This window comes from Ectothiorhodospira lacustris (genome assembly GCF_022227785.1).
Taxonomy (GTDB): Bacteria; Pseudomonadota; Gammaproteobacteria; order Ectothiorhodospirales; family Ectothiorhodospiraceae; genus Ectothiorhodospira; species Ectothiorhodospira lacustris.
Genome location: NZ_JAJNQM010000042.1, coordinates 15851 through 28758 on the forward strand (window position 1 = coordinate 15851; position 12908 = coordinate 28758).

A 12908-nucleotide genomic window follows, 5' to 3' on the forward strand; every position below is an offset into this window, starting at 1 on the left:
CGACGGGCAAGGATCAGATGGCGCGTCTGCGCCGCAGGAAGCCCATTGCGCCAAGCAGGCCGGCACCGAACAGGGCCAGCATGCCGGGTTCGGGAACGGCGGTGACAGGGGTGCCGTTATCCGCCGGTTCGTTGGACGGGCCGGAGGCAGTGCCGGTGGACGGTGGGTTGGCAGAAGCGCTTGTCACCGTCGGGGTCACGTACTGCCAGCCCTGACCGTGGAAATTCGTCAGGTTGTTGAAACCGAGCTGGACATGGTTGCCGTTCAGGTCCCCGATGAGCATCTCGCTGTGCCAGACGAGGTCTGACTGCTTGGTGTCGTAGCCGTTCAAACCGAATTTGGCCCAACTCCATTCATTATCATGCCTGGCGTAAGAAAGCGTCCCGGTCACACTGTATGCTCCGATCCACGCCTCATAGGGGGCTTCATCAACCACCAGATTGATCGTGATGTCGGTGGAAAAGCTCTTAGGGCCATAATTCTGGCCCAAGCAGAGTCCCAAAATAGAGATATAACATGTAGACCCGCTATCTGCCGCGCTGACCTTGAAAAGGCTCTCCAGACCACTGATCTCTTTGGTTTCCGTGTTCACAGTGAATGTATTATTCCACCCCAGATCCGAGAAACTGAGGCGATTCGGTGCTGTGAGATTGGAGTTGGACAGCGTCACCCCGGAGCCTTCCCCCGGCGTCAAGGTAATGACCGCAGCCTGAGCCGTGCCCACCAGGACGCCGGCGCCGACCAGCAGTGCCGTGACCAGGTGCTTCAGTGTGTTGTTCTTCTTGTGGGATGTGTTCATCGAAATCGTATCCTTCACGAAAAACGCGCGGTGAAAACTGCATGCCAATCAATAACGCACTAATCGTGCCATAAGTGATGTAATGGCCTCCGGATGCGATTTTATGCGGAATGCTTCAAGCTTTTAGTCTTGATATTGTAAAGAAATCCGACGTTTCTGCCTGTCAGGATAGAAAGACCCCATGATGCGGCTTTTCAAGGCAGAAAATGGCTAATAAACCGCGCCCAGCCCCCAGGCCTGCCCTCGTTTTTGGGGGGCCATGCGGAGGCCGGACGATGAAGGCGGGGGTGGTGTCGGAATTTTTTACACTCAAGGCCGGCGTCCGGCCAGCCACAGCTCCAGCACCATCAGCACCCACACCAGCTCCCCGTAATAGGCGGCGTGCTTGTCCCGGTGCAGGCGGATCAGCTCATCGATGAACTCGGGCCGGATGATGTCCCGCCCCTTGAGGCGGGTCAATGCATCCAGGGCCAGATCCCGCAGGGGCGGGTGGTCCCGTAGCCAGATGCCGAAAGGCAGGCCGAAACCATGCTTCTTCTTGTGAATGATGGCCTCCGGCAGAAAATCCCTGCAGGCCTGCTTGTAGAACCACCGCAACTGGTTGCCCTTGAGCTTCTGCGCCGACGGAATCCGGTTGGAGAGCATCATCAGGTCTTCGGCCAGCATCGGATAGGCCACCTCCACCCCGGCCAGCCGGCAGGCGGTATTCACCTTCACCAGATCATTGTCGTGCAGGGTGAAATGCCAGTCCAGATACAGCATGCGGTTGAGCAGGGAAGCGCCTTCCGGCGCCGCAAACAGGCCCCGCTTCAGATCCCTGGGGGCGTGCAGGTCCACCGTGTCGATGAACCCCGCCGCGAAGACCTCCCGAGGATCGTGACGCTCCAGAAAGGCATAGGTGTCCATCCGGTCCGGCAGCGGAATGCGTGCTTGGCTGACATAGCTGTGGGCCTTGCGCAGCAGCGGCAGAGGCGCCAGCGGGGCCGTGCCCGCGATCAGCGTCTGTCTGGCCCAGCTGGGTAGGCGGTTGAAATGCTCGAACACCCCCTGCTTGGCATAGCGCTCGTTGCCGGCAAACAGCTCATCCCCGCCGTCACCGGCCAGCAGCAGGTCCACCCCTTCCTCGCGAGCCTTGCGGGCGCACAGGAACGCCGGCAGGACGGAAGAATTGCCGAATGGCTCATCGCAGGCGGCCGCCACGTGAGGCAGCCAAGTGGTGATGTCGTCCGGCGTGACGTAATACTCATGCCCGACGGCCCCGAAATGGCCACGGGCAAGCCGGGCATATTCCATCTCGTCGTAACCGGGCACATCAAAACCGATGGAATAGGCATGGGCCTCGTCGCTCACCCTGGCCAGCATCCCGGTGACGGTGGAGCTGTCCAGGCCGCCGCTCAAAAATGCGGCAGTGCGCGGCGCCTCCGGCGCTGCGGCGGCATCACGCACCGCCTGCTCGATGATCGCCAGCATCTCACGTCCCGACCCGGCCACATCCACGGGAGTTTCCTCAAAGCGGGGCAGCCAGTAGGGGTGCACCCGATGCGTCCCGCGCTCCCACTCCAGCACGTGCCCGCCGGGCAGCTTGCGGATGCCCTGGTAGATGCTGCGGGGGCTGGGGATGAAATGACAGTACACATAGTCGTGGATCGCCTGGGCATCCAGATCGCCGCCCAGCCCCGCCTCCACCAGTGGGGCCAGGGCGGTGCAGAAGCTCAGCCCGGTGCCGTCCTGGGCGTAATAGAGCTGCCGGATGCCGATCTTGTCCACTGCCAGCAGGCCGCGCCTGTGTTCCGGTTCCAGGATCGCCAGCGCGAACGCTCCCTTGAGCGAGGTCAGGGCCGCCGTGCCCTGCCGGCGGTAATCCCGGGCCAGCGCTTGCAGGACGGCATCCACGCTGGTAGCGTCGCCATGATGCACCCGGCCTGTCAGGGCCAGGATCAGCCCATCGGTTTGCAGCACTCCCCCTCCGGTACCGGCACAAAAGGCCGGACCCTGACTGGCAAGGGCGCCGCCCTCCAGTCCCCGGGGCAGTGCGGAACGGATCACGGCGTCGATGTCGGCAGTCGTGGTCAGCGCCCCTGCAATGCCCTGGGCTGGATGCACGTCGTGCAGGTTGGGGGAGTCGGTCATGGCGGGTGCATAATGGGGCATGAGCAATCATGGTAATCCGAACCACCGGGATGGACCAGCATGAGAATCGCGATCTTTGGGATGGGGTACGTGGGGGCGGTCTCGGCCGCGTGTCTGGCAAGGGATGGCCATGAGGTCGTCGGGGTCGACATCGACCCGCACAAGCTGGATCTGTTGCGCCGTGGGCATTCCCCCATCGTGGAGGAAGGCATCCAGGAACTGACCGCCCAGGTGGTGCAGGCGGGACGCCTGACGGTCACCGATGACGTGAGCGAAGCCATCCGCCGCTCCGAGGTGTCCTTCATCTGTGTCGGCACCCCCTCCAGCCGCAACGGCAGCCAGGATCTTGCCGCCGTGCGCAACGTGGCCCGGCAGATCGGCGAGGCCCTGGCCTTGACGGACCACTATCACACCGTGGTGCTACGCTCCACCGTCAAGCCCGGCACCACCCTGGAACTGGTGGGGCCGACGCTGGAATCCGCGTCCGGCAAGCGGGTGGGGGAGGGCTTCGGCCTGGCCTTCCAGCCGGAGTTCCTGCGGGAAGGCTCCTCCATCAAGGACTACGACCATCCCCCCTTCACCGTGGTGGGCACCGATTCCGAGCGGACCCTGGACCAGGTGAAACCCATCTTCGAACACCTGCCCTGTGAGTTCGTGGGTACCGGGATCGGCACGGCGGAAATGGTCAAGTACGCCTGCAATGCCTTCCACGCCCTCAAGATCGTCTTCGCCAACGAGGTGGGCCGCCTGTCCCAGTCCCTGGGGCTTGACTCCCGCGAGGTGATGGAACTGGTCACCCGGGATCGTCAGCTCAACATCTCCCCGGCTTACCTGCGCCCCGGCTTCGCCTTCGGCGGCTCCTGCCTGCCCAAGGATTTGCGGGCCGTCCTCTACATGGCTAAGGAGCAGGACACCGAACTGCCCATGCTCGGCAGCCTCATTCCCAGCAACCAGCAGCAGATCGACCATGCGGTGGATTTTGTCCTCGACAGCGGCAAGCGGCGGATCGGCCTGATCGGTCTGAGCTTCAAGAGCGGCACCGACGACATGCGGGAAAGCCCCCTGGTGGAACTGGCGGAGCGTCTGATCGGCAAGGGCATGGATCTGAAGATCCACGACCCCAACGTGCAGCTGTCCCGGGTCATCGGCGCCAACCGGCGCTACATCGAGGAGACACTGCCCCATATCGCCTCCCTGCTGATGGAAGACTGCCGTGCCCTCATCGAGCACTCGGAAGTGATCGTCCTGGGGTTGAGTGATGCCCCGCTGGTGGCACAGCTGCTGGCCCACGCCGGTCCGGAACAGCAGGTGCTGGATCTGGTGGGGCTCAAGGACCGCGGCGCCCTCAAGGCCGCCTATCAGGGGATCTGCTGGTGAGCAAGCGCCCGTCCCTGGTCTTTGTGTCACCCCGGTTTCTGTTTCCCACCGACGAAGGCGGCAAGATCCGCACCACCCAGATCCTCCGGGGCATGAAGGGCGGGCGGTTTCACATCACCCTCATGTCGCCGGCCACGCCCGAGCAGACGGCCCGACATCGGGAAGAGATAGAAGCGGTCTGCGACCGCTTCATCGCCTGGCCGGCCCGCACCGGTGGGCCGTTGCACAGGATCACCCGGCTGCGCCATTTGCTGTCTTTCAAGCCCTTCTCGGTAGCCGCCGGCGTGAATCCCGTCGCCCGCCGACGGGTGCGTGAACAACTTCAGCAGGGTGCCCAGGTGGCCGTGTTCGATTTCATCCACGCCGCCACCCTGGCCCCCCTCCACGGCCTGTGCCCCACCGTGATGTTCACCCACAACGTGGAGGCGGAGATTTTTCGCCGTCATGCCGAGGTGGCCGGCCATCCCTTGAAACGCTACGTCTGGCGGGGCCAGCATCGCAAGATGGCTCGTTTCGAAGCCCGGGAACTGCCCCGTTTCGATACCGTGGTGGCAGTCTCGGAACGGGATGCCGAGGCGTTCCGGGCCATGCCTCGGAACCGTCGGGTGGAGGCCATCCCCACCGGCGTGGATCTGGACTTCTTTGCCTACCGGCCGCCCGGCGACGGGGACCACCTGATCTTCACCGGTGCCATGGACTGGCAGGCCAACATCGACGGCATCCGCTTTTTCATGGACGAGGTCTGGCCCTTGCTGGTGCAGCGTCGCCCCGGTGCGCGCATGACCGTGGTGGGACGCAGGCCCCATCCGGAACTGGTGGAGCAGGCGGCCCGGCGCAACCTGCCCTGGACCTTCACCGGCTTTGTGGATGACATCCGCCCCCATGTGTACGGCGGTGCGGCCTATGTGATCCCCCTGCGGGTGGGGGGCGGCACCCGCATCAAGGCCTACGAGGCCATGGCCAGGGGCCTGCCGGTGGTTTCCACCGGGCTGGGGGTGGAAGGCCTGCCGCTTACCGACGGCGAGCAGTTTTTGCAGGCGGATACCCCGGAGGCCATGGCCCAGGCCCTGGACCGGCTCCTGTCGGATTCGGCCCTGCGGTTGCGGCTGTCACAGGCTGCCCGTCGCCATGTGGAAGATCACTGCTCCTCCCGGGCGGTAGCCCGGTGTTTTGAGGATATCTGCCTCAGGACCATGAACGGGCAAGGGTAGGGGGTGTTCCATGCATGAAGGGTTCGTTCGCTCGGTAGTGTTCCCCCTCCATGAACGCCTTCGGGGACGCGGCACTGCCGCCTGTTATGCCTCGCTGAGGGGCAGTGAACGCCTGTCTCCGGATGCCCTCAAGGCCCTGCAGGACCGCAAGCTGCAAAGGCTCATGACCCATTGCTGGCACCATGTGCCCTTCTACCGCCGGCGCTTCGAGGCGCTGGGGGTGTCCCATCCGGAAGAACTGGGCCGGGAGGTCCTGACCCGGCTGCCCCTGCTGGAGAGGGCCGATGTGCGCGAATACCTGGACGATCTGACGGCCGATGACCACCGGGATCGGCTGATTCGCCATACCACCGGCGGCTCCACCGGCCAGCCCCTGGTGTTCTACACCGATCCCATCAAGGAATCCTGGCACAATGCCGCCAAGTTGCGGGGCCGGGCCTGGTTCGGCATCGAGCCCGGGAGCCGTCAGGTGGATTACTGGGGGTCCCCGGTGGAGCTGAGCAAGCAGGACGCCTTGCGCCGCTTCAAGGACCGCCGGTTTCTCAATCAGGTGGTGATCTCCGGGCTGGACCTGCGTGACGAGGCCCTGGCCCGGGGCGCGGAGCAACTGCGCCGTTTCCGTCCTCGACTGGTCTACGGCTACCCCACCGTGCTCTACCATGTGGCCCTTTACATGGAACGCCACCCACAAGCCTTCGGCGGCTGGCGCCCCGAACTGGTGACCTGCACCTCCGAAGTCCTCTATCCCAACCAGCGGGACAAGATGCTGGAGGTCTTCCAGTGTCCGGTGGGCAACGAATACGGTTCCCGTGACGGCGGACATCTGGCCCACGAATGCCCCGCCGGGCGCTTGCACATCGCCGCCGAGCATGTACTGCTGGAGGTGGATGAGCCCGATGCACAGGGCGTGGGTGACCTGGTGGTGACCAACCTGGACGGCCACGGCATGCCCCTGTTGCGCTACCGCCTCGGTGATCGAGTGGCGTTGGAGGCGGAGCCCTGTCCCTGCGGACTCACCCTGCCCACCCTGGGGCAGGTCATGGGGCGCATGACGGATTTCATCGTGGCTCGGGACGGCAGTCTGATCCACAGTGCCGCCCTGGTGGGCATCCTGCGGGAACTGCCGGATCTCAAGCAGTTCCGCATCATCCAGCGTCGAGACCTGTCCATCGAGATCCTGCTGGTGCGTGATGCCCCGTTCCCCCAGGCCCTGTTGGATGAGGTGTGTCGCGGGATGCAGGGCATGATGGGCACGGATCTTCCCGTCACCTTCTCGTTTCCCGACCACATCCCGCCGGGGAAGTCCGGGAAGTACGTCACCCTGATTTCGGAAGCCTACGCATCTCGCCCATGAACATACCTGAACCGACCTGGCGCATCGGTCTGGTGGGGCCGTTGCCACCCCCTCCCGGCGGCATTGCCAACCAGACCCGGCAGTTGGCCCGTCTGCTGCAGGAGGATCATCTGGTGGTGAAACTGGTGCAGATGAACGCGCCCTATCACCCCGGCTGGATTGAACGCATCCGCGGCGTGCGCGCCTTGTTTCGTCTTGTCCCCTATGTGGCATCCCTGTGGCGGCTGTGCGACCGAATCAGTGTCATGCACGTCATGGCCAACTCCGGTTGGTCCTGGCATCTGTTCGCGGCCCCCGCCATCTGGATCGGGCGTATCCGGGGGGTGCCGGTGGTCGTCAATTACCGGGGCGGTGGGGCGGAAGCCTTCTTCGAGCAGTCCTGGCGCTGGATACGCCCCACCATGTCGCGGGCGTCGCGCATCATCGTTCCCTCCGGCTTTCTGCGGGATGTCTTTGGCCGTTTCCATGCCGAGGCGGTGGTGGTCCCCAATGTGATCGACCTTTCAAAATTTGCCCCGCATCGATCCTATGTCCCCTGTACCCCTGGAGCGGGGGGAGGGGGGCCGCACCTCATCGTGACCCGTAACCTGGAAGACATCTACGACAACGCCACGGCCATCCGTGCCCTGGCCCTGATCCGGGAACATCACCCCGAGGCGCGAATGACCATCGCCGGTGACGGACCGGAGCGCCCCGCTCTGGAGGCCCTGGTGCAATCACTGCAACTGACGCCGTGGGTCACGTTTGCCGGCCGCCTGGAAGTTGGCCTGCTGCCGGACCTGTATCGCAGCGCCGACATCATGCTCAATCCCAGTCTGATCGATAACACCCCCAACTCCATTCTGGAAGCCTTGGCCAGTGGGGTTCCCGTCGTCAGTACCCATGTGGGGGGCGTACCCTATCTGGTGGAGGATGGCGGCACCGCCCTGCTGGTGCCTCCGGGTGAACCCCGGGCCATGGCCGAGGCCGTATGCCGACTCATGGATTCCCCTGAACTGGTGTCACGGCTGCGCCGCAACGGTCTGGAGGCGGTGGGTGGCTTTCAATGGGAGCAGGTACGCCAGGTGTTATATGGCGTTTATCGGGAGGCGATGGCGCCATGACACATGGCAAGGCAAGCATTTCCGGTATGTCCCGCAACTTGCTGACTCCGGAGCCCAGTAGTCGACTGGATCGCGGCCTGGTGGATCTGGCCGGAAGGCTGTTGCCCAGGATCTGCAAGGGCGGTGTAAAGGGGCGCCTGTCCATTCTCATCTTCCATCAGGTCCTTTCCGAGCCGGACCCCTTCAGACCGGAAGCACTGGATGCCGAAACCTTTCACTGGCAGATTGCCTTGCTGGCGGAACACTTCAACCTCTTGAGTCTGCCGGAGGCCATGGAGAGACTGCGCCAGGGTACGCTCCCCCCAAAGGCAGCCTGCGTGACCTTTGACGACGGTTACGCGGACAATGCCAACGTGGCTTTGCCCATTCTGCTGAAGCATCGCGTTCCCGCCACGTTTTTCATCTCCACCGGCTATCTGGATGGTGGGCGGATGTGGCATGACACGGTGATCGAGGCCATGCGCCTGATGGAAACCGACCTGCTGGATCTGAGTGACAGTCTGGGCCAGCGGTTCCTGAGCGGGACGATCCATGAAAAGCGTCGTTCCACCCGCCGACTCATTGCCCTGTTGAAAAACCTGGACCCTTCCGACCGTGATGCACTGATAGACCAAATCATCGAGCCTGTATCGAGCGTCTTGCCCACGGATCTGATGATGACTTCCGAGCAGGTTCGGATGATGCATAAATCCGGCATGACCATGGGCTGTCATACGGTGACCCATCCCATCTTCACTACCGTCCGCATGGACACCGTGCGGCAGGAAATCCAGCAGGGACGGGCCGAGCTGGAGTCCCTGCTGGACGAGCCGGTGACCCTGTTCGCTTATCCCAACGGACGCCCGTTTGATGACTATCAGGCCGAACATGTCAGGCTGGTGCGCGATCTGGGTTTCGAGGCCGCCTTCAGCACCGCCAGAGGGGTGGCCACGCAGGATACTGATGACTGGCAACTACCCCGTTTTACACCCTGGGACCGCATCCCTTCCCGCTTCATGGCGCGCCTGTTATTCAACGGTTTTCATACGGCCTCGACCCGTGTCCCCTTGCCATGATTCGCCCTGGTTTTGTCGGTAAGGCTTACACGTTTTTTGGTGATCGGATTCCCCTTTTTTTAACTGGTTGATTTTAAATCTTAAATAATTCTGGTGTGATTATTGCAAAAAGTTCCAGGCGCAATTAATTCAGCCAGGGGATTGCAATGAAAACACTAAAATCGGCGTGGATTGCCGGCGGCATGGTTGGGCTGCTGGCGATGGGGATGAGCAGTATTGCTTCGGCGTCGTTGATCGTTGATCGCGGACTCCCCAATTCAAACCTTAATAGCGCTGCCGGTCCGGATCGAAGCAACGTGGCTTGGGATTTCGGCAGTGAAGCCGATGGAACCGGCGATGCATGGATTGCCGGTGATGATTTCACCCTGCCTTGCCTGTCCTGTCAGCCCAAGCACACCGACTACTGGAATATTTACCGGATCACCGTCTGGGCCATTGCAGGAGGGTATGTGTCCGATTTCCAACTGGGTGATCGTTACCAGACCATTTCCCTGTTCCTGGGGCAGGATCAGGGAGAAGACACGGTGGTGCCGCGCGTGGCAACGGCCAACGTGACCGGTAATGAGACGGACAATGCCAACGTCACCATCACTCCCGTGGATTATCCGGATAACCCCGGTGTGGCCTACCAGGGGTCCGGTGGCAGTTTCATTCAGATCTGGCAGATTGACTTCTTTGATCTGGGGATCTTCTCCGAAGGCCAATATCTCTTTGCGGCGGACGGCATCAGTACCACGGGTGATCCCCAGCCCCTGTGGTTCAACCATGCTTCCAACGCCGCTCTGAGCGGCACCCCTCAGGATCAGTCGGATGACCTGTACCGCTGGTTCTTCGGTAATGCCGGCCTGGATGAAATCGTTTTCGGTGGCATGGTGGATTCCGACGGTTTTGGTTGGGACAAGTCCAGCGACATCAATATCCGGGTCTATGCCGAGCATGTCCGGACGGATATCCCCGAACCCGGTAGCCTGCTGCTGATGGGCATGGGTATTCTGGGCCTGCTCTCCGCCATGCGTCGTCGCCGGATGTTTTCTTGATGGAATGAGCCCCGTCCGTCTTCACTCATAGGGCGTATCGGCAAAGGCCCCCTGCGTCACATGACGATGCAGGGGGCCTTTTCAGTCATGTCGCCGCCGCAGCCTGAGTACCTGCCTCAGCACATAGGCTTCCGCCCCGGCGGGGCGGCCCGCCAGCCACCACAGCAGGATGATGGCCAACATGTAGCTGACCATGCCCAGGCCGATGCGGGCCATCAGGATTAGCCATTCCGGTCCCGGGATCAACTCGCCAAGCTGCGTCACGCACAGTGCCATGAAAAGGGCCGCCAGCAGGGGCCGATAGACCACACCCACCAACTCGCCCACTTTCAGACCCGACAATGTCCGGGTCAGCAAACCGGCAAACACGGCCACCCCCAGTGCCGCCACGAACAATCTCAACCAAGCGATTTCCAAGGCACCCGCCTGGGGCAGGAGCATCACCGCGAGCACGGCAAAAACACCCACTTGCCACCAGGTATAGGCAGCCACCAGCTTCACACGCCCCAGGGTCAGGCAGACATAGATGCCGCTGGAGAGCAGGGCGGTGACCACCGTGACCAGCGCGATGATCTCCACGAAAGGCACGATGAACCCCCATTGCTCACCCAGCAGTATGGCCACTGCCTCTCGGGCCACCAGGGCCAGCCCCGTGCCGGCGGGAATCACGATCAAGGCCTGTACCCCCTGCGCCAGCAGGAATAGACGCTTGAGTTCAGTCAGGTCCTGCTTCACCCGCACAAAGGCCGGGAACAGCACCCGATTGATCGGCGCCAGCAGTTCGGTGGTGGGCATGCTGGAAATCTCGTTGGCCAGGGAATATCCCCCCGTCACGGTGGTGCTGTCCCGCCGCCCCACCAACATCATGTGCAACGACTGATCCAGATAGACACCGATATTGCGCACCAGTACCCACTGTGAAATACCAAAAATCTCATGGAATCGGGCCAGACTCAGCCGGGGCCGCATGGGATGCATCACATAGCTCAATACCAGGCCGAAGGCACGACCCGCCAAAGTCCCGATCACCAGTGCCCAGAACGACTGCAGCACGAAGGCGGCCCCGATGGTGGTCCCAAAGCCGACCATTCGCCGGGCAAACAGGAACTGGAAATCCTCGACAAAGCGCATCTCCTTCTGGAAATTCACGATGCCGATATTCTCCAACCCGCTCAATAAAAAGGAGAGGGCAAGGATCTGTATGACCAGGGTGAGGCTTGGCTCGTCAAAAAAGACCGCCGCCCACGGCGCGGCCACCCACACCAGCGCGGCGGCCGCCGCACACTGCAGAAGACGCAGGGTCCAGGCCGTGTTGTAATGGTCCTGAGATGGGGAGGGGTTCTGAATCAGGGCCACATGCACGCCCAGATCCAGCAGAACATCCGCCAGGCCAATGACCAGGGAGGCCATGACAATGATGCCGAAATCCTCGGGCGCCAACAGGCGCGCAAGGATGATGACGCTGACAAGACCGATCAGGCGGTCGGTCCAGCGCATGGTGATGGTCAGCGCGGCACCCTTGGCGACGCTGGTGGGGGCATTGGCCAAAAAAGAACGCTCTGATTATCTGTTCAGTTCCAGTGACCTGCTCGCTGCAGCCTGTTTCGCAGGCCGGGCAGTGGATGGCCGAGAGAATAAGCTTTCTCGGCTTGCTCCCTGGCGGCACGGTAATCTCTCAGATCAAACAGCAACAGTCCGAAATTGTAGTGAAATTCGGCGGAATCTTCGCCTAGCTCGGCGGCTTTTTCGAAATGAGGGAGCGCGCGCCGGGGATGTCCGGAGAGATGCAAATGCATGCCGTAGAGCATCCTGACGGTGCCATCGTCGGGGGTGAAGCGCATGGCACGGTCGAAGTAGCAGTCTGCGCTGCGGCGCCAGCCACTTAACTTTTCAGCATCAGGTAGTACACCTCTGTTAAGTCTTTCCAAGCGAGAAACTGCCCATAATGCACGGTGATGATTGGGCCATTCCCTTAATGTGTAATCTATATCATCGAGGAGGAAGCTTGTTCTTCCTCTCTGCAAGTTTTCAATTTGTGGCGTAAAATGATTGGTGGATTGTGGGATTCCCTTGCTGAAGTCAGCTCGGCGATAATCGAAAGGCCCGTCAGGGTTTGTGAGGCTCCCGCATTCAAATTCACCTCCAGTCGAGCGATTATTCGCATGTGTGGATGCGGTAAAAAACATAAGGGAGAAAAGGACGAGTAGCATGATTAATTTCATTTGCTGTGCCTGTCATGCGTTTTCTGGTCGCCCATTACTTATACATGATGATTTTATGTAGGTCAATTTTGATGACCCTCGGGTGTTTTCAATGAGAATAACTGCCGTTATTAATACTTATAATAGATGTAAGGATTTGATGGATGCCCTTGACTCTGTCGCCAGGCAAGCCAGGAAGCCAGATTTAATTGTCATCATAGATGATGGCAGTTTTGATGCTACTAGAGATGAGGTTAATAAATTTATTGCTGAGTCTGATTGTGAGATTAAGTATGTTTGGCACAAGAATTCCGGTCTTTATCCATCTAGGAACAGGGGGTTAATGTCGGCTGAAGGGGATTATGTAGCTTTTCTTGATGATGATGACGTGTGGAGGCCTGATCATTTGTTGAGGTGCGAAAGACTTGCCAAGCTAAATCCCGAGGCAAGTGTATTGAGTGGTTTTATTTCAGCAGATGATGCCGAGACTTTTGTTACGCCAAATGATAAGTTCATGATTGATTTTGATCTTGTCAATGATGGCGGTATCGAGAGTGAGCGTCTTGTTCGTCGCAGAAGTGAAGTTGTCAGGCCTTTTTTTGCTCCACATCTATCTGCCTCTATGTTGAAGCTTGATTTGG

At 60.9% G+C, this 12908-nt stretch carries 11 protein-coding genes; 7 read left to right on the plus strand and 4 right to left on the minus strand.

The window, feature by feature from the left end:
- Positions 1-13 precede the first annotated feature (13 nt).
- Both LQ952_RS09565 and LQ952_RS09570 read right to left on the minus strand, forming a co-directional pair.
- Positions 14-799: a PEP-CTERM sorting domain-containing protein gene (locus LQ952_RS09565; RefSeq protein WP_238622435.1), complete on the minus strand. Its 786-nt coding sequence runs from the start codon at positions 797-799 to the stop codon at positions 14-16.
- Positions 800-1108: 309 nt separating this feature from the next.
- Positions 1109-2950, minus strand: a complete 1842-nt coding sequence (locus LQ952_RS09570; RefSeq protein ID WP_238622436.1) for an asparagine synthetase B family protein — start codon at positions 2948-2950, stop codon at positions 1109-1111.
- A gap of 39 nt (positions 2951-2989) precedes the next feature.
- On the opposite strand from LQ952_RS09570, the gene LQ952_RS09575 reads away from it, so the two are divergent.
- The 6 genes from LQ952_RS09575 (at position 2990) to LQ952_RS15980 (ending at position 10066) form a co-directional block, all read left to right on the plus strand.
- Positions 2990-4306: a nucleotide sugar dehydrogenase gene (locus LQ952_RS09575; RefSeq protein ID WP_238622437.1), complete on the plus strand. Its 1317-nt coding sequence runs from the start codon at positions 2990-2992 to the stop codon at positions 4304-4306.
- Positions 4303-5517: a glycosyltransferase gene (locus LQ952_RS09580; RefSeq protein WP_238622438.1), complete on the plus strand. Its 1215-nt coding sequence runs from the start codon at positions 4303-4305 to the stop codon at positions 5515-5517. Before LQ952_RS09575 ends, LQ952_RS09580 begins: the two co-directional genes overlap by 4 nt.
- 10 nt (positions 5518-5527) lie before the next feature.
- Complete coding sequence (locus LQ952_RS09585; RefSeq protein WP_238616195.1) at positions 5528-6871, plus strand: phenylacetate--CoA ligase family protein; 1344 nt, start codon at positions 5528-5530, stop codon at positions 6869-6871.
- Positions 6868-7974: a glycosyltransferase family 4 protein gene (locus tag LQ952_RS09590; protein WP_238622439.1), complete on the plus strand. Its 1107-nt coding sequence runs from the start codon at positions 6868-6870 to the stop codon at positions 7972-7974. The genes LQ952_RS09585 and LQ952_RS09590 overlap by 4 nt, the downstream gene beginning before the upstream one ends.
- Positions 7975-8000: 26 nt before the next feature.
- Positions 8001-9029: a polysaccharide deacetylase family protein gene (locus tag LQ952_RS09595; protein WP_238622440.1), complete on the plus strand. Its 1029-nt coding sequence runs from the start codon at positions 8001-8003 to the stop codon at positions 9027-9029.
- 296 nt (positions 9030-9325) lie between these two features.
- A complete protein-coding gene (locus tag LQ952_RS15980; RefSeq protein WP_238622441.1) occupies positions 9326-10066 on the plus strand; it encodes a PEP-CTERM sorting domain-containing protein in 741 nt (246 codons plus the stop codon).
- Positions 10067-10147: 81 nt separating this feature from the next.
- On the opposite strand, the gene LQ952_RS09605 is transcribed toward LQ952_RS15980, so the two are convergent.
- Together LQ952_RS09605 and LQ952_RS09610 are read right to left on the minus strand one after the other, a co-directional pair.
- A complete protein-coding gene (locus LQ952_RS09605; protein ID WP_238622442.1) occupies positions 10148-11614 on the minus strand; it encodes a lipopolysaccharide biosynthesis protein in 1467 nt (488 codons plus the stop codon).
- 23 nt (positions 11615-11637) lie between these two features.
- The gene (locus LQ952_RS09610; RefSeq protein ID WP_238622443.1) at positions 11638-12276 is read right to left on the minus strand and encodes a tetratricopeptide repeat protein; all 639 of its coding nucleotides are present in this window, start codon (positions 12274-12276) and stop codon (positions 11638-11640) included.
- 151 nt (positions 12277-12427) lie between these two features.
- On the opposite strand from LQ952_RS09610, the gene LQ952_RS09615 reads away from it, so the two are divergent.
- The coding region (locus LQ952_RS09615; RefSeq protein ID WP_238622444.1) for a glycosyltransferase family A protein at positions 12428-12908 on the plus strand (481 nt) is incomplete at its 3' end.

Excerpts from the sequence above, each read along its gene's own strand:
- LQ952_RS09565 (WP_238622435.1), bottom strand. The coding sequence starts at position 799 with ATGAACACATCCCACAAGAAGAACAACACACTGAAGCACCTGGTCACG.
- LQ952_RS09570 (WP_238622436.1), bottom strand. The coding sequence starts at position 2,950 with ATGCCCCATTATGCACCCGCCATGACCGACTCCCCCAACCTGCACGAC.
- LQ952_RS09575 (WP_238622437.1), top strand. The coding sequence starts at position 2,990 with ATGAGAATCGCGATCTTTGGGATGGGGTACGTGGGGGCGGTCTCGGCC.
- LQ952_RS09585 (WP_238616195.1), top strand. The coding sequence starts at position 5,528 with ATGCATGAAGGGTTCGTTCGCTCGGTAGTGTTCCCCCTCCATGAACGC.
- LQ952_RS09590 (WP_238622439.1), top strand. The coding sequence starts at position 6,868 with ATGAACATACCTGAACCGACCTGGCGCATCGGTCTGGTGGGGCCGTTG.
- LQ952_RS09595 (WP_238622440.1), top strand. The coding sequence starts at position 8,001 with ATGTCCCGCAACTTGCTGACTCCGGAGCCCAGTAGTCGACTGGATCGC.
- LQ952_RS09610 (WP_238622443.1), bottom strand. The coding sequence starts at position 12,276 with ATGCTACTCGTCCTTTTCTCCCTTATGTTTTTTACCGCATCCACACAT.